The organism is Rufibacter immobilis (genome assembly GCF_003721565.1).
Lineage (GTDB): Bacteria > Bacteroidota > Bacteroidia > Cytophagales > Hymenobacteraceae > Nibribacter > Nibribacter immobilis.
In genome coordinates this window covers 724,159-743,439 of sequence record NZ_RJJE01000017.1, presented here as the reverse complement: position 1 = coordinate 743,439, position 19,281 = coordinate 724,159, and the positions used below count along the sequence as shown (strand labels likewise).

The following is a 19,281-nucleotide window of genomic DNA, read 5'->3' as shown; positions in this document are numbered from 1 at the left end:
GAAATATTATTTACAAAGCGGGGTGCGTTTAGGGGCTCTTTTTCCAAAAAGAGCCCCTAAACGCACCCCGCATCTTTATTCTTCAATTAGGTTGTGAAACAGTGTTGCTCCTTAACTGGAATGGTCTGCTACAATTTTTCCAGTCACCGTTAATCTTCCTGAAGACCAAAGAGAAATGCCCTTGCAGGTCACCAATGGTCCGGAGCAGGTGCCATTTGCCTACTACAAAGTAAGAGTCTTTGCTGAGCTTTTGGGTATGCAGAAAGGTAAAAGTCAGTTTGCCCATGGCCTCGGGGTTGGGGTAGCCTCTGCGGTAATTCTGCAAGGTCTTCTCCCAGCCATAGGTAAGCCCGCTTTTGCCAATGAACAGCAGAGAGTCTGAGCGCCAGTAGGGTTCCATGTACTTCTCCAGATCCCCCTCGTTCCAGGCCTGGCTTTGCTGCCGCATGACCTGTTCAATCTCTTGGGGAGCGGTGCTGGAAGATTTAGTGGAGGCGCAGCCACAAATGCACAGCGCTACACATAACATAATAGCCTTTAATGCTTTACTGCTCCAGTTCATCTTTGTTAGTTTAACCATTTCTGCACATATTCACTACCGCCCAAACGGCTCATGTTACGGGCTATGTTTCTTCTGCGCCGCAGCGTGTAACCAGAGGGTTTAGCCACAGAGTACCGAATGGGATTGGGCAATACCGCGGCCAGCAAAGCGGCCTGCTGTCTGCCTACTTGCTGCGGCTCACACTTGAAATACTTCCGGCTGGCCGCGTGCACCCCAAATACATGATCGCCCATTTCGGCAATGTTGAGGTATACCTCCATGATCCTTTCTTTGCCCCAAAGGACTTCTATCAAGAAAGTGAAGTACATTTCCACCGCTTTCCTGATGTAGCTGCGCCCGTGCCACAGAAACACGTTTTTGGCCACTTGCTGACTTATGGTGCTGCCGCCCACCGTCTTCTTGCTGGACATATTGCGCTGGAAAGCCTGCTTGATCGCGTTGAAATCAAACCCATTATGGGTGAGAAAAAGTTGGTCTTCGGCGGCAATCACTGCCAAGGGTAACTGCACCGACATGTCTTCCAGCTCCACAAACTTGTACTGGATCTCCTCTATTTTCTGGTTTTTGGGCGAAGGCTCAGAGCGCTTAGACAGCATGTGCAGCGTCACGGGCGGGTCAATCCAGCGATAGGTAATCACCCATACCACCGTCACCAGAAAAAGGGTGATGCAGAGCTTTAAGAAAAGCCACCGGGCGTCTGCCCACGTAAAAGATACCGAAGTCTGCTTGTTGGCCATAAACAAAAAGGCTGTGCGCCTCTACCCGGCGGCACAGACAAAATTAAGCAAATAGTGGGAGCAAGCAGAAAGGCTGCGTAAATTAGTATCGCTTTACTTCACTAAACTTAAATGACCAGATTTATCCCGCTCTTCCCATTGAACATTGTGGCTTTTCCTGGAGAGAAACTGAACCTGCACATATTTGAGCCCAGGTACAAGCAACTGGTGTTGGAATGTCTGGAGCAGCAAAGCACCTTTGGGATACCGGTGTACCTGGAGAAGGGTTTGGGCAAGTATGGGACTGAAATCAAGATTCTGAGCCTGGAGAAAAAGTACCCTAACGGTGAAATGGACATAAAAACGCAGGGGCTCAGGGTTTTTAAACTACTGGAGTTTCAGCGGCAGGCGCCGGGAAGATTATATCCTGGGGGCGAGGTGGAATATCTGGAAACCGTACAGGACGAGGAAACTGGCCAGAGGGAGAACATTCTGGAGTTGCTGCGCAAACTCTACGGTGCCTTGGGCATTCAGTCTTTGATGCTCAAACTCCCCAAGAACTTCCTTTCCTATGACATTGCCCATCACTTAGGCTTTTCCATAGAGCAAGAGTACCAGTTATTGCAGTGCCTGAAGGAAAGTGACCGGATGGAGTATATACTGGAGCACCTCAGGGCTATTCTCCCGGTGGTGCAGGAAACCGAGCGGCTAAAGGAGCGCGTGAAACTGAACGGACATTTCAAACACCTTTCGCCACCTAACTTTTAAGCACCGGTAAGAGTACAAGAAGTAGGCGCCTTAAAATACCCGCCATGACCAATGTTCTACAAAATAGTACTCATTGCTTTTCTGGCTTCCGCTGTCTGGCTGCTTTGGGCCTACCTGCGAGAACGTAAATACAGGAAGAAACCATTCTATAACCTGGCTGAGATTGGATGGCGTACGCTCACTCCCCCGCCCGTTTCAGAGTTGAGCCATTCCATGGCGCTGGTAGGCGACCTGGGCAATAACGGCTCCTTGCAAGACGATACCATTTTACAGTCTATACAGCATTGGATGGCCGAAGTAGGCCCCAACAGCTCCATCATATTTCTGGGCGACAACATCTATCCCATCGGCTTACCAGAAGAGAGCAACTTTAAGTATGCAAATGCTCTGCAAAAGCTGCAGCATCAACTTGCGCTTTTTAATGAATATCAAGGGAAAGTAATTTACTTAAGTGGGAACCATGACTGGAACAAAGGTCGCAAAGATGGCTATGAGTATGTGCTGCGGCAAGAGAGGCATGTGGTGGAAACACTGCAAGACCCAACGGCATATCTGCCCAACGGCGGCTGCATGGGCCCGGTCACGTGGGAAGTGAATGATCAACTGTTGCTGATTGTCATAAACACGCAATGGTGGGTGCAGGCAGGATACAAGCCCCTGGAACGTACACCCGGCCAACCCTATGCCACCTCCAAGGAATTCTTTCCCGCTTTAGATGAGTTACTAAAAGCCAACCAGCACCGCTTCATTGTGTTGGCGGCACACCATCCCATGTACAGTAATGCCCTGCATGGGGGTAACTTTACGGTGAAGCAGCACCTTTTTCCGTTAACCTTCATCAATAAAAGAGCTTTAGTACCCCTCCCATTGGCCGGTTCCATGTTCAGGATTTACCGCAAATACGTGGGAGCGCATGAAGACATGTCATATCCGCCGTTCAGGAAATTCAGGAAAAGGCTGTTAAAGATTCTGCACCAATACAACTCTGTTTTCTACGTAGCCGGGCATGACCATAATTTACAGTACTTCAAGGTAAAGGGTAACCACTATGCCGTAAGCGGATCTGCCAGCAAAACCAATTTTGTAGCCAAAGGTGGCCGGGCTTCTTTCTCTCATGAAAATAAAGGTTTTATGGTGCTGGACCAATATAAAGACGGAAGCATTTGGCTACGGGTACTAGAGCCTCCCGTAGCAGTTGGCGAACCTCCTACTCTGGCTTTTCTGAAGTGCCTTACCCCTGCTCCTTTGCCTTAGGCAACACCACTCGAAGAGAACGGGGCTGAACAGTGAAGTTAATGTCACGACCTAATTCTTCTGGTTCCCCATCAATTTGGGTTACTTCCTCAGCATGGTTGATGATAGTAGCCGAACTGCAACTAAAACGGTGGGTGTAGACCGAATCGTCAATGCTATCGGTGTACAGGCGGTACAGAATTCCTAAGCTGGAGGATTTTGGGAACGGCTCCAGAACGCAGATCTCAAAATGTCCGTCATTGATGACACCAGTGGGATTGATGGCGGCATTGCTTCCAAAAGCCCTGGCATTTGTGACGGTAATCATAAAAGCATCTCCCTCAAAGATGGTATTGCCATTTGCGATAATCGTGTATTTCTTGGGCTCATACCCCACAAACTCCTGCATGGCAATCCAGGCATAGGCACTAGGCCCCCGTGTGTCGCCGTCACAGAAGCGTTTTACCACCAAGGCATTGAATCCCATGTCACAGAGGTGGATTGAGAGCAGCCCATTTACGTCTAGCGTATCAATAGGCATAATTCTATGATGGACCAGCACTTGTAAGGCTTCCTCAAAATTCTGAGGAATACCTATGTCTTTAGACAAGCCATTACCAGAACCAAGCGGGAGAATAGCTAAGGCCTGTTCGGTTTTCACAACGGCTTTCGCCACCAGACTCACTGTTCCGTCTCCACCAACGGCGCAGACAATCTCCGGTGTGAATATCTGGATGGCTTCCTTCAGTTTAAACTCATCCTGCTCACCAGTAGTTTTGAACGTTTCACCCTCTATGTTATTCCGCTCGCAGAATAACCGGATGTCTTCTTCTAACTCCTCTTTTGGAATGTCTCCAGAAATAGGGTTTATGACGAAAAGCACTTTTGACATAGCAACACAAGCTGAACTAGTAAAATGTCTGGTCCTGTTTAGGGGCTCTTTTTCCCAAAAGAGCCCCTAAACAGGACACATCTTTATGGAATAAGCCCTTGCGGTACACCATTAGGAAAGGCTTCGGCAATAGCGGCTTCAATTCTATTCCTGCGGTTGGCAGGATTAGGATGGGTCTGGAAAAACTCCGGCCCGCCACCTCCGCCACTTTCTGACAGGATCTGCATGACGGCTAACATAGCTTTTGGGTCATACCCGGCCTGCGCCGTAAACATAACCGATAATTGGTCAGACTCCAATTCATCATCACGGCCATACTTCAGGTTCAGGAGTTTACCAATCATTGCAGCGGCAGCGGCTGTACTGGCACTGCTAGGGTTCTGGGGATCATATGTAGCCACGGCTGCCGCCCCGGTTAACCCCTGGGTAAGACGGCTTTTGGCAATCTGTTCAGCTGAATGCCGGGCTACAACGTGTCCTATTTTGTGACCTAACACACCGGCCACCTGGCCTTCGGTTTGCAGCTTACTCAATAATCCTGCGGTGATAAATACCTGCCCACCTGGTAACGCAAACGCATTGATGGTACTTTCGTCTGCCAATAGATGAAAGTTGAACTGGTAAGGAGTTTCCCCAGCACTAGTATTCTGCACAATCCGCTGCCCTATCTCCTTCACCTTGGCTGCTGCCTGTTGGTCAGGATGTAGGCCGCCATATTGTTGGGCCATCTCGGGTGCTGCCTGAAGGCCCAAGGCTATCTCCTGGTCGGCGCTCATGTTGATGTGCTGGGTTTCACCGGTCACGGGATTATATTCCTGGTTACACCAATAGGTAATCAAAGAGAACGCCGCTATCATAAGCCCAACTAAAAACCTCAAGGAGTTTCTCATATTGCAGTTTTCTAAGCTTTTCTGCCCATCCCCTAAAAGTGAATAACCTTGAGGACTCAGATTGTTTGCCTAAAAGAACGGCGCAGAGATAACTTGGTTACGCATTTCACTACCACGTAGCAAGCAGTCTCCTCCAGATATAGTTGGGCTGCTATATCATTTTTGTTTGTACATACGTAAGAAGCTTTGAACGCAGCAAGCGTACTAAAACAAAGGAAAAACTAAAATGAACCTAAAAAGAACTTTCGGGGCCATTCTTACGATCCTAGGGATTGTGGGCATCATTTGGGGCGCATATGCCTTTCTATCCGGTGGCGATTCAGTGGGAGGTGTCTCTATGAATCAATTTTCTTCATTGGTCCCCTTCATAGTGGGCTTAATCTTTTTCTTTACCGGTATCAGTCTTATCAAAGGGACCAAAGACACTGCCTGAATTAATTCACTTCCACCAATAAAAAAGAGCCGGTTTGTCTAAACCGGCTCTTTTTTATTGGTGGTATCTCAGAGATTATCTGCTCAACAACTTAGACTGCTTAGCCAAAATCTCATTCTCAAAACGTTTGATGGCAGTATCTGCATCTAAATAAGCAGATGCGTAGTTGGCAGAGGGCGCATCAATGTATAGGCAGGTGCCGCCTTTGATCAACTGAATCACTTCAGGTGTGATCTCTTTTGGAAGAGCCGGGCAACCGTGGCTACGGCCTAATCTTCCCTGTTTCTTCACAAAAGCCTCGCTAACATAATCAGCTCCGTGCACCACAATGGCTCTTTGCTTCGCATTAGAGTTGAAACCTTTGTCAAGTCCGTTTAACTTAAGGGAAAGGCCATGTTTGCCGAAATAAGTATTCTCCGTTACATAGAAACCCAGGCTGCTCATGTGTGAATTCTCCACGTTTGAGAACTTGAGCGCTTTGTCATTGCCAGACCCCATGCCATGGGCGACCAAGGAATTATATAGCAGTTTCTTTTTATTCAGATCAACAATCCAAAGCCGTTTCTCGCGGCTTGACTTACCAAAATCAACAATAGAAAGGATGTCTTTAGATTGGTTTAATTTTTTCTGCTCTTTCAGGTTAAAGAAACCAGTGGCGGCTCTTCTAAAAACCTCATAGTTTAAGCCAGATTTCTTTAGGTCCGCCTCATCATATAGCTCCTCTAAATAATCTTCAAAAGGTTCTTTAGAGGAAACTGCCACGGGGGCAGAAACGGCCACCGATTCCAGGTTCTTAGATGAAGGAGTGGTAGTTGCGCTGCTAGCAGGAAAAACAAAAGACAATATCGCTACGAAGGAGAAAGCCGAAATTATTCTATTCATGTCTTATTTCTTTACCAGTGTCAGTTTATTAACCCCAATACTTCCTACTTTTGTTCCATCTGCACAAAACAGATACCTAAAATAAAGACTTTTTAGGGTAGAAGCAAAACAGAATGCATTGCTCTTATTTAAGAAACCTCTATGACAAAAGGATTATTGGCATCCGTAAGAAAAACGATAACAAGCGCGCTATGTTTCATGGTGCTGCTGCAATCTTTCTCTTGTTCCTCCGGTGAAAACAAATTCGGTTTTGATGCGGTCTCCTGGAAAAACGACTTAAATGGCTGCAAAGGGACACGGGTACAGCAGAAAGCAAAAGTGGAGGAAATAAGACTTCAACTACTGGGTCTCAATGAGCGGGAAATCAGAAAGTTGTTTGGCAAACCTGACTCTGAGGAGTTGATGGAGAGAAGCAACAAAGTGTACATCTACTTTATTACGCCAGGCCCAAAATGCGAGCAAGCCACTCAAGCCACCACCAAGACAGCGCTAACTGTGCGGATGGATGCTTTGGGCGTGGTGCGGGAGGCAAACATATTTGAGGAATAAGAACAGAAACCCTATAAAAGAAGAAAGCCATTCTCCTCAAAGGGAGAACGGCTTTCTAGGCAAGCGTCAAACTTTAGTTTTTAACTTTCTTTTTAGTTGTCTCAGTCTTGATTTTCACTTTGTCATCCTCTACTTTGGATTTGCCTTGAGGCGTGATAATCTTTGTTCCTGAGGGAGAAGACTTGTATTTCACAGATTCAGTTTTAAGTTTCTCTGAATCACCTTTTATTTTCATTTCGCCGTTGGCAGATTCTGCTTTCAGTTTATCATCTTCCAGCTTTACCTTGCCGTCTTTGCTCTCCATCTTCACTTTATCATCTTTTACTTTCAGTTCCGCCTCTGTGGCGGTACCGGCAGAAGTATTAGTGCTGGAAGCTTCAGTGGTTGTAGCTGAGCTAGCACCGCCAGTGGCATTCATAGCTGGCGCAGGCTGAGCGGTAGCTCTTCCATCAAACTCTAAATAGGAAGTAAACTGTTTGGGGGTTAGTACTTGGGCGAACTCCTGATCCAGTTGCTCATTCACCTCACTAATTTTTGAGGCGCGCATCTGCGGGTCATTAGAGTACATTTTTTCAATTTCACTGAACTTGTCAAATCTAGCCTGATTCAGGGCTTTAATCTTGATATACTGACCTTCATTCAACTCCAGTTCATTGTACATCTGACGGCTCATTTCCTGAGCGCTCATAGAGAGTACCGCACGGGTGCTGGCAGCGGCCCCGGTTAAAGCAGTTTGAGCTTGAGCAGTGTAAAAAGCTCCAATAAATAAGGCGGATAGTAGTAACTTTTTCATGATATTGTTTTTTGACGCTTTAGGTAGATTGTTAAAATCAATTCGTTCTTGATTTATATGTCCTTTAACGCACGACACAAAGCAAGGTTATAGGAATATTAACATTTGTTTGTTGTATTTATTTCTAAAAATAATTTTCAAATATTATAATTAACTAATATTAAAAAATACTATATATTACAAAAAGTATAAGATTGACTTTCAATACACAGCAAAAAGCAGCTTGAAAGAAGGTTTAGCTGCATATTGCTCCATTGTCAAATATTGACAAATCAATTCACCAACTATTCATAGCTCTTCAACTCTCCTTATTATAATATAGAATAAATTATATACTCAATTTCTAGGAGCTACATAAAATAAAAAAGGCCTGACTTTGCATGTCAGGCCTTTAAATATTAAGCAAGGTTATTTCAGGAAGTAAGTTTATGGTCTGGGTTTTTGAAATATTGCATGGCTAGATAAGCAATAAAGGGCCCTAAGACAGCACCGAACAAAATCCAAGTAACGGCCATCAGCCAAATGGCGGGTTCGCTACCGTAGGTATCATCTGCCATGTATGGGTAAGAATAGGCCATATTGAAAACATAATCGCCAATTACCTGAGCAATGGTATAGATAATAGAGGATACTATCCCTACTATAAACCCCACCCCTACTCCTTCTAAATAATTAATTCTGCCGTTCTGGTGGGTCTTGTGGCGTTTTATACCCCAGCAGACTCCTATCACTAAAATGATTCCTGTCAAAAAGTGCAAGGAAACCATATCTGATAAACCGGTGACCACCAGCAACAAGTGATAGACTATTGCTGCAATACCGGTCATCAAGCCAATATAAGTACCCGTTTTCTGTACCGTTGTCCGACGCTGTTCCATAATAGTTTTATTTGTGTTAGATCTTGTTAGCAGGATGAGGCATCCTATACTCTGTTTCGCATAGTTTATATAGATTATTATATACTTGATTGTAGGGACAGGTGTTGTGAAATTCGCATTTTTTTACTTGACGCTCACTCGTTGCCTGCTTCCCCTGTTTTCCTGAACTGATTTAATTATTTGATTGTCTGTATATAAGACCCAAGAGCCAAAACAGCTGAAATAGAAACCCAGCGTGGGCCTTTCCAGTTCTTTTGGTAACTTCGCGTCCAGAAACACTATTATATATAAGCGCAGCATGATCAGCACCAGTAACGTTAGTCTAGGCTACGGCAAACGCACCCTTTTTGAAGATGTCACCATTAAGTTTTCCCCCGGTAACTGTTACGGCCTCATTGGCGCCAACGGAGCGGGTAAGTCAACTTTCCTTAAAATATTATCTGGGGAGATTGACCCCAACACCGGTACGGTAGAGATTCCGTCAAAAATGCGTCTGGCGGTCCTGAAACAGAACCATTATGAGTATGATGAGTTCCCGGTCCTTCAGACCGTGATCATGGGCCATAAGCGTCTGTGGGACATCATGAACGAGAAAGACGCCATCTACGCCAAAGAAGATTTCACGGAGGAAGACGGCATGCGTGCCTCTGAACTGGAAGCTGAGTTTGCCGACATGGAAGGCTGGAACGCTGAGTACGAAGCCGGTGAATTACTTAGCGGTCTGGGCATTCAGCCAGACCTGCACTATACCCTTATGAAAGACCTGGGGGGTAATGAGAAAATCCGCGTTCTGTTAGCCCAGGCTTTGTTCGGGAACCCAGACATTCTGCTGCTGGATGAGCCTACCAACCACCTGGACGCTGAATCTATCATGTGGCTGGAGAACTTCCTGGACAATTTCCAAAATACGGTAATCGTGGTTTCCCACGACCGCCACTTCCTGGATGCCGTGTGTACCCACGTGGCCGACATTGACTACGGCAAGATCCAGCTGTTTGCCGGTAACTACTCCTTCTGGTATGAGTCCAGCCAATTGGCCACCAAGCAGCGCACCGACGCCAATAAGAAGACCGAAGACAAGCGTAAAGAATTACAGGCTTTTATTGCCCGCTTCAGCGCGAACGCCTCTAAGTCTAAACAGGCTACTTCCCGTGCCAAATTATTGGAGAAACTTACGTTGGAAGACATCAAACCTTCCAGCCGCCGCTACCCTTACATCCAGTTCAAGCAGGAGCGTGAGGCCGGCAACCAGTTGCTGCAGGTAGATAACTTAGGCAAAAGCACCGAAGAGGGCGTTCTCTTTAAAAACGTCACCTTCACGGTAGATAAGAAAGACAAGATTGCCGTGATCAGCCGGAATGACTTAGCGGCTACAACTTTCTTCCGGATCATTATGGGCGAGGTAGCACCTGACCAGGGAGAGTACAAATGGGGAACCACCATCAGTACTGCCTTCTTCCCGAAAGACAACAATGAATTCTTCCAGACCGACCTAAACCTGGTAGACTGGCTGCGTCAGTTCTCGGTGGAGAAAGACGAGAGCTTTATCCGGGGCTTCCTGGGCCGCATGCTGTTCTCCGGTGAGGAATCATTGAAGAAAGCGAGTGTCTTGTCTGGAGGAGAGAAAGTGCGCTGTATGCTGTCTCGCATGATGTTGCAGAGCGGCAACATGCTGGTATTGGATGAACCCACCAACCACTTGGACCTGGAATCCATCACGGCCTTGAACAACGGCCTCAAAGACTTCCAAGGCTCCCTCCTGTTCAGCTCCCATGACTTACAGTTCGTAGACACCATTGCCAACCGCATCATTGAACTGACGCCAAAAGGCATCATTGACAAACGGATGAGCTATGACGAGTACCTCACCAATGAAGACATCAAGGCTTTAAGAGCCCAAATGTACGGTGTCACTTCCTTGGTATAATTTACCTGGTTTTACGTTTAGCGGCCGTTTTTCCTAAAACAGGTCTAAAACAGCAAGGGCGCCTTTATAAAGGCGCCCTTGCTGTTTTCAGTTGGTTCCTGGCGTTATCCTCTAATCAGTCGTAAGAGTACGGCAATGATCGCGATGACCAGCAAGACGTGAATGATTCCGCCCACGGCATCTCCGAACCCTAAGAACCCGATTAACCAAAGGATCACGAGAACCACCGCAATGATATACAGTATATTTCCCATAATAATATAGGTTATCTCTCTAAGGAGAGAAGTTCAACTTTAGTTAGGCCCTGCGTATGACGCGGAGCAAGACAGCGATGATGGCAATGACCAACAACACGTGGATGATGCCCCCTACTTGATCACCGAATCCTAAGAAACCGATCAGCCAGATAATCACTAGCACCACCGCGATGATATACAATAAATTTCCCATAGTTTTAGTTGTGTTTGGTTTGGTTAAAGTTTAGCACCTGTTTAGCGAGTGCTTTATTAATTTTTCTGCTTGTACGCAAGAATATTTTAAAAGATTTATATAGGATTTCAAAATACAGAAAATAACTATGCAGGCGCTGCAACAAGAGGCACCCAGCTACCCGTTACTTCTTGTAGCGCAGTAGAATAATCATAGCTTTGTAAACTGAACTAACTAACGCTCATTATATGAACATAGCCGTTATAGGATCTGGCACCATGGGCAACGGCATCGCCCACGTGTTCGCGCAGCATTCCTTCCCTGTTTCTCTGATTGATATTTCGCAAGATTCACTCACCAAGGCCCTAGCCACCATCTCCAAAAACCTGGACCGCATGGTGACCAAAGGCACGCTCACGGAGGAGCAGAAAACCCAGACGCTGGGGCGCATCACCACGTACACAGATTTACAGCAGGGCGTACAAAACGCTGATTTGGTGGTAGAAGCCGCCACCGAGAACGTAGACATCAAACTGGACCTTTTCCGCCAGCTGGATTCCTTCACCAAGCCTTCCTGCATCTTGGCCAGCAACACGTCTTCCATCTCCATCACCAGAATAGGTTCCGTGACCCAGCGCCCAGACAAGGTGATTGGCATGCACTTCATGAACCCGGTGCCGGTGATGAAACTGGTGGAAGTGATCAGAGGGTATTCCACCAGCGATGAGGTGACAACCCAGATTCTGGACCTTTCAAAGCAGTTGGGCAAAATTCCCGCCGAGGCCAACGATTATCCGGGTTTCGTGGCCAACCGAATTCTCATGCCTATGATCAATGAGGCCATCTATTCTCTTTTTGAGGGAGTGGCCGGCGTGGAGGAAATTGACACCATCATGAAACTGGGCATGGCCCACCCTATGGGTCCGTTGCAGTTAGCTGATTTCATTGGTCTGGACGTGTGCCTGTCTATCCTGCGGGTGTTGCATGATGGTTTCGGGAACCCGAAATACGCCCCGTGTCCGTTGCTGGTGAACATGGTGCAGGCAGGTCATAAAGGTGTGAAGAGCGGCCAGGGCTTCTACATCTACACCCACGGCACCAAAGATTTAGTGGTGGCAGACACCTTCAAGAAACGGTAATCTGTTGTTTATAAAGACATAAAACACCGCATGCGTTTAGGGGCTCATTTCTGAAAAAGAGCCCCTAAACGCATGCGGTGTTTTGAGTTTCTCCGTTCTTACCCTTTAGGTGATGGAGAAACGTATTCTCTTTAAACCAGAAAAGGCCAGCGAAATGCTGGCCTTTTCTGGTTTAAGCTTCTTTTAGGAAAAAGAGCCGCTAAACAGCTACCCCGTTTTCACGGAGGGCATCGTTCAATGAAGTCTTCAAATCAGTACTTTCTTTCCGTTGGCCAATGATCAGGGCGCAGGGAACCTGGAAAGCACCGGCCGGGAACTCCTTGGTGTAGGAACCAGGAATCACCACGGAGCGCGGCGGCACGTAGCCTTTGTATTCCTTGGGCTCAGAACCGGTTACGTCAATGATTTTGGAAGAACCTGTGATGCAGACATTCGCGCCAATCACGGCTTCTTTCCCAATGTGGCAGCCTTCCACCAAAATACTGCGTGACCCTATAAAAGCTCCGTCTTCAATGATAACCGGAGAGGCCTGCACCGGCTCCAGCACACCGCCCAGACCCACGCCACCGCTCAGGTGCACGTGCTTGCCTACTTGGGCGCAGGAGCCCACGGTGGCCCAGGTATCTACCATGGTTCCCTCGTCAACGTAAGCGCCAATGTTGGTATAGGAAGGCATCAGGATCACCCCTTTGGCGACAAACGAACCATAACGCGCCAACGCATGCGGCACCACCCTTACCCCCAGATCGGCGAAGCCGCTCTTCAACGGAATCTTGTCATGGAACTCAAAAGGACCAGCCTCAATGGTTTCCATTTTCTGTATAGGGAAGTACATGAGCACGGCTTTCTTCACCCACTCGTTTACCTGCCATTTCTCGGTGCCGGTTGGTTCAGCCACGCGCAATTCACCGCAGTCCAAGTGATGGATCACGCATCTGATGGCTTCCTGCGTGGTTTTATGGGCCAGCATTGTCCGGTCTTCCCAGGCGGCCTCTATCGCTTCTCGTAAGTCGTTCATTTTGTCTTTGTGAAAGAATAAGAAACCAAATTTATTAAATTGTGCCGATGATTCGAAAACGAATTCTGCTGGTATCGTTGCTGAAGCCGGTTTCTGACACCCGTTTGTACGAAAAAATTGGCCAAAGCCTTGCCAAACTACCTGAAACCGAAGTTCATGTGGCAGGATTCACCGCACCCATCCCCCCGGCGGCAGAAAATACAGGAATCACCTTCCACCCCGTCTTTCATTTCAAACGGCTTTCGCTGGGTCGTATTTCGGCGCAGGGGCGCTTCTGGAAACTCCTGAACCAGGTCCGCCCCCACCTGCTGATCATTGGCACGCATGAACTGCTGCCGCTAAGTGCCCTGTATTGCCGGCTGCACGCTTGTAAACTGGTGTATGATGTACAGGAGAATTATTACCTCAACCTCACCACCCAACAGGTGTACCCCGGCCTTATTGCGAAGATAGCAGGAAATCTGGTGCGGTTCATGGAGAAAATGCTGGCCCCGGCCGTAGCACATTTCTTTCTGGCGGAGCAGGCGTACGCCCGGGAACTTCCGTTTCTGGGGCAGCGCTACACGGTGTTGCAGAACAAATACCTCCCGGCGGTTACCAATCCGGCTGCTAAAAGAAGTGTACCAGTGGCTTTGTCCCAACATAGGCCGCTTAGGCTCCTGTACTCCGGCACCATTTCCCGCTTGTACGGCGTACAGGAGGCCATAGAGTTTACTTCCCGCTTAAGGAACTGGGTGCCGGATGCCCAGCTTACCATTATAGGGTATTGCGCCGAAGCCGCTTATCTGACGGAATTGAGGGCCCAGATTAAAGATCTATCTTTCGTGACGTTGCTGGGCGGCGATGCCCTGGTCCCGCACCACGAAATTCTGGCGCAGGAGCAACGTCATCACTTAGGGCTGCTGCCGTACCGCCCGCACCCCAGCACATTTACCTGTTTACCTACCAAGTTATTTGAGTACATGGCTAATGGCTTGGTGGTAGTAACCGAGGAGAACCCACTGTGGGAGGAAATTCTGCGGCAAACGAATGGGGGCCTCACCCACGCCTTCGCTCAGGAATTAACGGCAGAAAAAGTAGAGCAACTCCTCCAGCGTACGTACTACCAGAAGGGCATTCCGGCCGATGTTTTCTGGAAGGAAGAAGCGCAACACGCACAGCAAGTGGTTCGCCAGCTGCTCCATCAATCATTCACCTGTTAAAAACATTTAGACTTCCCTAAACTTTTATTTCAATACACGTATATTTGACGAACTATGGCAAAAGAATTAAGAAACTCACGCATTGCTGGCTTAGGCCACTATGTACCTGAAAAGGTGGTAAAGAACGCAGACCTGGAAAAGCTGATGGATACCTCAGATGCCTGGATTGTAGAACGGACAGGTATTCATGAGCGCCGTTATTTTGAACCCGGAAAAGACACTACGGCCAACATGGCCGCTAAAGCAGCCCGCAAGGCCCTGGAGAAAGCCGGCCTGGAGCCGAAGGACCTGGACATGATCGTGTTCGCGACCCTCAGCCCTGACTATTTCTTCCCGGGTTCCGGGGTGTTGTTGCAGCGCGAACTGGGCATCTCAGACATTCCTTGCTACGACGTGCGTAACCAATGCTCCGGCTTTATCTACGCCCTCTCCCTGGCCGACCAGTTCATTAAAACCGGCATGTACAACAATGTGCTGGTGGTAGGTTCAGAGATCCACTCCTCCGGATTGGACTTCTCAGACAAAGGACGGTCCGTTTCCGTAATTTTCGGGGATGGTGCCGGTGCCGCCGTATTGACGCCGTCTGACAGCTTGGAACGAGGCATTCTGTCCACCCATTTACACGCCCAAGGCGAATTTGCCGAGGAACTGATGACCAAAGGGCCGTCCAGTAATGACGCCGAGCGCCTCACCTACCAAACCATTGACAGCGGTGACATCTTCCCCATCATGAATGGAAGCACTGTGTTCAAGCACGCCGTAACCCGTTTTCCGGAGGTGATCAATGAGGCCCTGGAACAAAACAACGTAACCGCTGAGGATCTGGATTTAGTGGTACCGCACCAGGCTAACCTGCGCATCACACAGTTCATCCAGCAGAAAATGAAGTTACCCGATAGCAAAATCTTCAGCAACATCCAGAAGTACGGCAACACCACGGCAGCCTCGGTGCCCATCGCTTTCTCTGAGGCGTTTGAGGAAGGCCGCGTGAAAGAGGGAGACCTGATCTGCCTGGCCGCCTTCGGGAGTGGGTTTACCTGGGCTTCCGCCTTGATACGCTGGTAAAAACCATGCACAGTACCGCAGAAGAAAATTACATCAAAGCTATTTACAAGCTCTCGGGGGCCGGGGTTAGTGCCGTGAGCACTACCGCGCTCTCTGAGATGCTGGAAACCAAACCAGCCTCCGTGAGCGACATGCTGCGCAAGCTGAGCGCGAAAGACCTGGTGCACTATGTGAAGTACCACGGGGTGCAGCTCACGCAGGAAGGCCAGCGGGTGGCGCTCAAGATCATCCGGAAGCACCGGCTCTGGGAAGTTTTCCTGGTGCAGAAGCTCCACTTCACCTGGGACGAAGTCCATGACGTGGCCGAGCAGATGGAACACGTAAAGTCTGAACTGCTCACCCAACGGCTGGACGAGTTTCTGGGCCACCCCCGCGTAGACCCGCACGGTGACCCTATCCCCACTGAGGCAGGCGAACTGCCGGAAGTGGAACAGCGGGCGCTGGCAACCCTGGCTATTGACCAGAAAGGCGTGGTCTGCCGGGTGAAAGACACGCAGCCCGCTTTCCTGCAATACCTGAACCGCATGGGTATCCAGATTGGCTCGCAACTGCAAGTGGTAGACAAAATAGCCTATGATAATTCATTGGAGATCAATATAGATAAAAACAAATCAGTGATACTTTCTTCAGACGTGCTGGAGAAGATTTTCGTCATAAACCCATGAGGTGCGTTTCTGCGCTGCTTTTATGAAAATAGCTCTAAAACGCGGTTTACTTTTAGCTCACCTGATCTTACTCCTACTGTGTGCGGCCTGCGCTCCCCAGGATACTCCGGGCGCGCAGGCCCACCGGCAGGGCAAACTGTACATTGTCACCACCACCGGGATTCTGCGCGATGCGGTGGCCAATGTGGTGGGTGACCGTGCGGTGGTACAGGCCCTGATGGGCCCGGGCGTAGACCCGCACCTGTACAAAGCCGCCCTGGGCGATCTGCAAACGCTGCGCGAAGCGGATATCATCATTTACAACGGCCTGCACCTGGAAGGGAAAATGGGCGAAGTGCTGGAGAAACTGGCCCGCCAGAAAGAAGTCTGGGCCGCCGCCGAAAGCTTACCCGAAGCCAACCTCCGCCGTCTGCCCGAATTCCAGGACAGCCACGACCCGCACATTTGGTTCAATGTGCAACTCTGGAGCCAGGTGGTAACGCACCTATCTAACCGCCTACAGGCCAGAGACACCGCCCACGCGGCGCAATACCAACAGAACACCGCCCGCTACACCGCCCAGCTAGACAGCCTTCACCGCTGGACGCAGAGCGAAATTGCTTCCATACCGGCCCAGCAACGCATCCTCATCACGGCCCATGATGCATTTGGGTATTTTGGAGATGCCTACCAGATAGAGGTGCAGGGCCTGCAGGGAATTTCCACGGTATCTGAGTTTGGCTTGCAAGACGTGTCTTCGCTGGTGAATTTCATTGTTTCGCGCCGGGTGAAAGCAGTGTTTGTGGAGAGCTCTGTTTCCCAGAAAGCCATTGAAGCCGTGCTGGAAGGCTGTCGGCAGAAAGGGCATGACATCAAGTTGGGCGGCACGCTTTACTCAGACGCCTTAGGCGATGCCCAAAGCGGTGCCGACACCTATGCGGGAATGGTAAAAGCCAACGTAACTAAAATAGTGACAGCGCTTAGATGAGCATTGAATAACAGATTACTTTAAGTGCGTTTAGCGGCTCTTTTTCCAAAAAAGGAGCTAAACTGAAAAGGTAAGCGAACTAGAACTCTAATCTGTTTTAGCCATGTTTTCAGAAAAAGAGCCGCTAAACGCATTTATACAAGAATTGAATAAGAGTTAAACGGAAAAATACCCCATGATACAACACGTAACGGACCCGGTATTGGAAGTGCATGATCTTACGGTGAGTTATCAGCGGAAACCCGTGCTGTGGGACGTGGACCTCACCTTGCCCAAGCAAGCCTTAGTAGGTGTGATAGGTCCCAACGGGGCCGGTAAATCAACCCTGATCAAAGCCGTGATGGGGCTGCTTCCGCTCAACAGCGGGTACGTGGAGTTGTTCGGGAAACCGTTGAACGAAGTCCGCCGGAAGGTGAGCTATGTGCCGCAGCGCGAGTCAGTGGACTGGGACTTTCCGGCTTCGGCCCTGGACGTGGCCATGATGGGTACTTACGGGCAACTGGGGCTGTTCAAGCGGCCGGGCAGCCGTGAGAAAAAACTGGCTATGGAGGCGCTGGAGAAAGTAGGCATGCAGGATTTCGCCAACCGGCAGATCTCCCAACTTTCGGGGGGGCAGCAGCAGCGCGTGTTTCTCTCCCGGGCCCTGGCGCAGGACGCCGACCTGTACCTCATGGATGAGCCCTTCGCGGGCGTGGACATTGCCACCGAAACCGCTATCATTGAATTGCTGCGCCAGATGCGCGACGCCGGCAAGACGGTGGTGGTGGTGCACCATGACCTGCAATCGGCGCAGGATTATTTTGACTGGATTATTCTGTTGAACATGCGGCTGGTGGCCTCAGGCCCAACCGCCCAGACCCTCACGCCTGCCCTGCTGGAGAAAACCTACGGCGGCCGCTTAACGGAACTGAGCCGCGTGAGCGAGCTGCTGCACAAACAGAACTTCCCCATCAGAGAAACCAAACCCACCCGCAAGAAATGAACGCACTCTGGGAATTCCTGAGCATGTCAGATGCCAATGTGCGCTTTGTGACCATTGGCTCCGTCTTGCTGGCGGCCAGTTCTGCCGTGGTGGGCTGCTTTACCGTGCTCCGCAAGCGGGCCCTGGTAGGCGATGCCGTGGCACATGCCGTATTACCGGGCGTTTGTCTGGCTTTCATTCTAACCGGCGAGAAAAACCCGCTCATTCTGCTGCTGGGCTCATTTATTACGGGCTGGCTTTCGCTCATTGTCATTGACGCCATTACGGCCCACAGCCGCATCAAGGAAGACACCGCCATAGGGTTGGTGCTCTCGGTGTTCTTTGGCGTAGGCATCCTTTTTCTCACGTCTATCCAGCACTCGGGCAACGAAAACCAAAGCGGTTTGGATAAATTCCTCTTCGGGAGCGCGGCAGCACTGGTGGGGCAGGATTTGATCACCTTTGGAGCGGTGGCGGTATTGTTGCTCCTGAGCGTGCTGCTTTTGTACAAAGAATTCAAACTCCTCAGTTTTGATACGGCCTACGCCCGAACGCTGGGTATGCCCGTGCGAGGCCTAGAACTGCTCCTGACCACGCTCACGGTGCTCGCCGTGGTGGTAGGCATCCAATCGGTAGGCGTGGTGCTGATGTCGGCGATGCTCATTACCCCGGCCGCCGCCGCCCGTTTCTGGACCGACCGTCTGGGAGCCATGGTCTTGATTGCCGCTACTATGAGCGCCTTCTGCGGTGCCGCGGGTGCGTTTGTGTCATTCACCGCCCCGGCCATGCCCACCGGTCCCTGGATTGTAATGCTGCTTTCGCTCCTGGCCATCCTGTCGTTCACGCTGGCGCCCAGGAAAGGGTTGCTGGCCCGTTACCTGCTCCAGCGCCGCGTACGCCGCCAGATGACGAGGGAGAACATTCTCAAAACACTCTTCCAGTTGGGCGAAGGCAAAGGCGAATACCAGCACAGTTACTCCAAAGAACAGATTCTGGAGCGCCGCCAACAGCCGCTGCTCCGGATGAAAGACGGACTGCAAACTCTTTGCCGGCAGGGCCTGATCCAGAAAAACGCTTCGGGCTGGGCCCTCACGGAGTCCGGGAAAAAGGAAGCCCAGCGCGTGGTGCGGCTGCACCGGCTCTGGGAACTGTACCTCACCCAGTATTTGCAGGTGGCCTCAGACCACGTACACGAAGACGCTGAATCTATTGAGCACGTGCTTACCCCTGAGCTGGAAAAACGCCTGGAAGAGCTGTTGGACTACCCCACCGCCGATCCGCACCAAACCTCCATTCCGCAACAGCCATGAAC

At 49.7% G+C, this 19,281-nt stretch carries 21 protein-coding genes; 11 read left to right on the top strand and 10 right to left on the bottom strand.

Going from position 1 to position 19,281, the window contains the following annotated elements:
- Positions 1-82: 82 nt before the first annotated feature.
- On the bottom strand, positions 83-529 hold the full coding sequence (locus tag EFA69_RS15915) for a YybH family protein (RefSeq protein ID WP_221175758.1): 447 nt from the start codon (positions 527-529) through the stop codon (positions 83-85).
- Between the two features lie 38 nt (positions 530-567).
- The gene (gene mtgA, locus EFA69_RS15910) at positions 568-1,299 is read right to left on the bottom strand and encodes a monofunctional biosynthetic peptidoglycan transglycosylase (protein ID WP_123134074.1); all 732 of its coding nucleotides are present in this window, start codon (positions 1,297-1,299) and stop codon (positions 568-570) included.
- 111 nt (positions 1,300-1,410) lie between these two features.
- On the opposite strand from mtgA, the gene EFA69_RS15905 reads away from it, so the two are divergent.
- Both EFA69_RS15905 and EFA69_RS15900 read left to right on the top strand, forming a co-directional pair.
- Positions 1,411-2,046: an LON peptidase substrate-binding domain-containing protein gene (locus EFA69_RS15905; protein ID WP_123134073.1), complete on the top strand. Its 636-nt coding sequence runs from the start codon at positions 1,411-1,413 to the stop codon at positions 2,044-2,046.
- A 51-nt stretch (positions 2,047-2,097) separates the two neighbouring features.
- A complete protein-coding gene (locus tag EFA69_RS15900) occupies positions 2,098-3,300 on the top strand; it encodes a metallophosphoesterase (RefSeq protein WP_123134072.1) in 1,203 nt (400 codons plus the stop codon).
- On the opposite strand, the gene EFA69_RS15895 is transcribed toward EFA69_RS15900, so the two are convergent.
- The 3 genes from EFA69_RS15895 to EFA69_RS15880 all read right to left on the bottom strand — a co-directional run bounded on the left by EFA69_RS15895 (position 3,278) and on the right by EFA69_RS15880 (position 6,376).
- Positions 3,278-4,171: a diacylglycerol/lipid kinase family protein gene (locus EFA69_RS15895; protein ID WP_123134071.1), complete on the bottom strand. Its 894-nt coding sequence runs from the start codon at positions 4,169-4,171 to the stop codon at positions 3,278-3,280. The genes EFA69_RS15900 and EFA69_RS15895 overlap by 23 nt on opposite strands.
- Before the next feature lie 83 nt (positions 4,172-4,254).
- Positions 4,255-5,028 (bottom strand): M48 family metalloprotease, encoded by a 774-nt coding sequence (locus EFA69_RS15890; RefSeq protein ID WP_245964604.1) that lies wholly within the window; start codon positions 5,026-5,028, stop codon positions 4,255-4,257.
- Positions 5,029-5,569: 541 nt separating this feature from the next.
- On the bottom strand, positions 5,570-6,376 hold the full coding sequence (locus EFA69_RS15880; protein ID WP_123134068.1) for a murein L,D-transpeptidase catalytic domain family protein: 807 nt from the start codon (positions 6,374-6,376) through the stop codon (positions 5,570-5,572).
- Between the two features lie 198 nt (positions 6,377-6,574).
- Here EFA69_RS15880 and EFA69_RS15875 point away from each other — a divergent pair, with 198 nt between their 5' ends.
- Positions 6,575-6,925: a hypothetical protein gene (locus EFA69_RS15875; RefSeq protein ID WP_123134067.1), complete on the top strand. Its 351-nt coding sequence runs from the start codon at positions 6,575-6,577 to the stop codon at positions 6,923-6,925.
- A 73-nt stretch (positions 6,926-6,998) separates the two neighbouring features.
- On the opposite strand, the gene EFA69_RS15870 is transcribed toward EFA69_RS15875, so the two are convergent.
- Together EFA69_RS15870 and EFA69_RS15865 are read right to left on the bottom strand one after the other, a co-directional pair.
- Positions 6,999-7,718 (bottom strand): hypothetical protein, encoded by a 720-nt coding sequence (locus EFA69_RS15870; protein ID WP_148041386.1) that lies wholly within the window; start codon positions 7,716-7,718, stop codon positions 6,999-7,001.
- A gap of 413 nt (positions 7,719-8,131) precedes the next feature.
- Positions 8,132-8,596 carry a DUF4199 domain-containing protein gene (locus tag EFA69_RS15865; RefSeq protein ID WP_123134065.1) on the bottom strand — a complete coding sequence of 155 codons (465 nt, stop codon included), beginning with the start codon at positions 8,594-8,596 and terminating at the stop codon, positions 8,132-8,134.
- Positions 8,597-8,894: 298 nt separating this feature from the next.
- Between EFA69_RS15865 and EFA69_RS15860 the strand changes: the two genes are divergently transcribed.
- A complete protein-coding gene (locus EFA69_RS15860; RefSeq protein ID WP_123134064.1) occupies positions 8,895-10,523 on the top strand; it encodes an ABC-F family ATP-binding cassette domain-containing protein in 1,629 nt (542 codons plus the stop codon).
- Positions 10,524-10,627: 104 nt separating this feature from the next.
- On the opposite strand, the gene EFA69_RS15855 is transcribed toward EFA69_RS15860, so the two are convergent.
- Together EFA69_RS15855 and EFA69_RS15850 are read right to left on the bottom strand one after the other, a co-directional pair.
- Positions 10,628-10,777 carry a lmo0937 family membrane protein gene (locus tag EFA69_RS15855; RefSeq protein ID WP_123134063.1) on the bottom strand — a complete coding sequence of 50 codons (150 nt, stop codon included), beginning with the start codon at positions 10,775-10,777 and terminating at the stop codon, positions 10,628-10,630.
- A 43-nt stretch (positions 10,778-10,820) separates the two neighbouring features.
- Complete coding sequence (locus EFA69_RS15850) at positions 10,821-10,973, bottom strand: lmo0937 family membrane protein (RefSeq protein WP_123134062.1); 153 nt, start codon at positions 10,971-10,973, stop codon at positions 10,821-10,823.
- A gap of 227 nt (positions 10,974-11,200) precedes the next feature.
- On the opposite strand from EFA69_RS15850, the gene EFA69_RS15845 reads away from it, so the two are divergent.
- A complete protein-coding gene (locus tag EFA69_RS15845) occupies positions 11,201-12,091 on the top strand; it encodes a 3-hydroxyacyl-CoA dehydrogenase family protein (RefSeq protein WP_123134061.1) in 891 nt (296 codons plus the stop codon).
- Between the two features lie 199 nt (positions 12,092-12,290).
- Here EFA69_RS15845 and EFA69_RS15840 read toward each other — a convergent pair whose 3' ends face one another.
- Positions 12,291-13,109, bottom strand: a complete 819-nt coding sequence (locus tag EFA69_RS15840; protein WP_123134060.1) for a 2,3,4,5-tetrahydropyridine-2,6-dicarboxylate N-succinyltransferase — start codon at positions 13,107-13,109, stop codon at positions 12,291-12,293.
- 47 nt (positions 13,110-13,156) lie between these two features.
- Between EFA69_RS15840 and EFA69_RS15835 the strand changes: the two genes are divergently transcribed.
- The 6 genes from EFA69_RS15835 to EFA69_RS15810 all read left to right on the top strand — a co-directional run bounded on the left by EFA69_RS15835 (position 13,157) and on the right by EFA69_RS15810 (position 19,279).
- A complete protein-coding gene (locus EFA69_RS15835) occupies positions 13,157-14,311 on the top strand; it encodes a glycosyltransferase (protein WP_123134059.1) in 1,155 nt (384 codons plus the stop codon).
- A 54-nt stretch (positions 14,312-14,365) separates the two neighbouring features.
- On the top strand, positions 14,366-15,376 hold the full coding sequence (locus EFA69_RS15830) for a 3-oxoacyl-ACP synthase III family protein (protein WP_123134058.1): 1,011 nt from the start codon (positions 14,366-14,368) through the stop codon (positions 15,374-15,376).
- Positions 15,377-15,381: 5 nt separating this feature from the next.
- Positions 15,382-16,041, top strand: a complete 660-nt coding sequence (locus tag EFA69_RS15825; RefSeq protein WP_123134057.1) for a metal-dependent transcriptional regulator — start codon at positions 15,382-15,384, stop codon at positions 16,039-16,041.
- 22 nt (positions 16,042-16,063) lie between these two features.
- Positions 16,064-17,008: a metal ABC transporter solute-binding protein, Zn/Mn family gene (locus EFA69_RS15820; RefSeq protein WP_123134875.1), complete on the top strand. Its 945-nt coding sequence runs from the start codon at positions 16,064-16,066 to the stop codon at positions 17,006-17,008.
- 175 nt (positions 17,009-17,183) lie between these two features.
- The gene (locus tag EFA69_RS15815) at positions 17,184-17,990 is read left to right on the top strand and encodes a metal ABC transporter ATP-binding protein (RefSeq protein WP_123134056.1); all 807 of its coding nucleotides are present in this window, start codon (positions 17,184-17,186) and stop codon (positions 17,988-17,990) included.
- Positions 17,987-19,279 (top strand): metal ABC transporter permease, encoded by a 1,293-nt coding sequence (locus tag EFA69_RS15810; RefSeq protein WP_123134055.1) that lies wholly within the window; start codon positions 17,987-17,989, stop codon positions 19,277-19,279. Before EFA69_RS15815 ends, EFA69_RS15810 begins: the two co-directional genes overlap by 4 nt.
- The last annotated feature ends 2 nt before the right edge of the window (positions 19,280-19,281 follow it).

What these genes read in the sequence shown, in the direction of transcription:
- EFA69_RS15880 (WP_123134068.1), bottom strand. Translation starts at nt 6,376, where the DNA reads ATGAATAGAATAATTTCGGCTTTCTCCTTCGTAGCGATATTGTCTTTT.
- EFA69_RS15850 (WP_123134062.1), bottom strand. Translation starts at nt 10,973, where the DNA reads ATGGGAAATTTATTGTATATCATCGCGGTGGTGCTAGTGATTATCTGG.
- EFA69_RS15845 (WP_123134061.1), top strand. Translation starts at nt 11,201, where the DNA reads ATGAACATAGCCGTTATAGGATCTGGCACCATGGGCAACGGCATCGCC.
- EFA69_RS15860 (WP_123134064.1), top strand. Translation starts at nt 8,895, where the DNA reads ATGATCAGCACCAGTAACGTTAGTCTAGGCTACGGCAAACGCACCCTT.
- EFA69_RS15825 (WP_123134057.1), top strand. Translation starts at nt 15,382, where the DNA reads ATGCACAGTACCGCAGAAGAAAATTACATCAAAGCTATTTACAAGCTC.
- EFA69_RS15875 (WP_123134067.1), top strand. Translation starts at nt 6,575, where the DNA reads ATGGTGCTGCTGCAATCTTTCTCTTGTTCCTCCGGTGAAAACAAATTC.
- EFA69_RS15870 (WP_148041386.1), bottom strand. Translation starts at nt 7,718, where the DNA reads ATGAAAAAGTTACTACTATCCGCCTTATTTATTGGAGCTTTTTACACT.
- EFA69_RS15900 (WP_123134072.1), top strand. Translation starts at nt 2,098, where the DNA reads ATGTTCTACAAAATAGTACTCATTGCTTTTCTGGCTTCCGCTGTCTGG.
- EFA69_RS15855 (WP_123134063.1), bottom strand. Translation starts at nt 10,777, where the DNA reads ATGGGAAATATACTGTATATCATTGCGGTGGTTCTCGTGATCCTTTGG.
- mtgA (WP_123134074.1), bottom strand. Translation starts at nt 1,299, where the DNA reads ATGGCCAACAAGCAGACTTCGGTATCTTTTACGTGGGCAGACGCCCGG.
- EFA69_RS15840 (WP_123134060.1), bottom strand. Translation starts at nt 13,109, where the DNA reads ATGAACGACTTACGAGAAGCGATAGAGGCCGCCTGGGAAGACCGGACA.
- EFA69_RS15810 (WP_123134055.1), top strand. Translation starts at nt 17,987, where the DNA reads ATGAACGCACTCTGGGAATTCCTGAGCATGTCAGATGCCAATGTGCGC.
- EFA69_RS15895 (WP_123134071.1), bottom strand. Translation starts at nt 4,171, where the DNA reads ATGTCAAAAGTGCTTTTCGTCATAAACCCTATTTCTGGAGACATTCCA.
- EFA69_RS15915 (WP_221175758.1), bottom strand. Translation starts at nt 529, where the DNA reads ATGTTATGTGTAGCGCTGTGCATTTGTGGCTGCGCCTCCACTAAATCT.
- EFA69_RS15830 (WP_123134058.1), top strand. Translation starts at nt 14,366, where the DNA reads ATGGCAAAAGAATTAAGAAACTCACGCATTGCTGGCTTAGGCCACTAT.
- EFA69_RS15835 (WP_123134059.1), top strand. Translation starts at nt 13,157, where the DNA reads ATGATTCGAAAACGAATTCTGCTGGTATCGTTGCTGAAGCCGGTTTCT.
- EFA69_RS15905 (WP_123134073.1), top strand. Translation starts at nt 1,411, where the DNA reads ATGACCAGATTTATCCCGCTCTTCCCATTGAACATTGTGGCTTTTCCT.
- EFA69_RS15865 (WP_123134065.1), bottom strand. Translation starts at nt 8,596, where the DNA reads ATGGAACAGCGTCGGACAACGGTACAGAAAACGGGTACTTATATTGGC.
- EFA69_RS15815 (WP_123134056.1), top strand. Translation starts at nt 17,184, where the DNA reads ATGATACAACACGTAACGGACCCGGTATTGGAAGTGCATGATCTTACG.
- EFA69_RS15890 (WP_245964604.1), bottom strand. Translation starts at nt 5,028, where the DNA reads ATGATAGCGGCGTTCTCTTTGATTACCTATTGGTGTAACCAGGAATAT.
- EFA69_RS15820 (WP_123134875.1), top strand. Translation starts at nt 16,064, where the DNA reads ATGAAAATAGCTCTAAAACGCGGTTTACTTTTAGCTCACCTGATCTTA.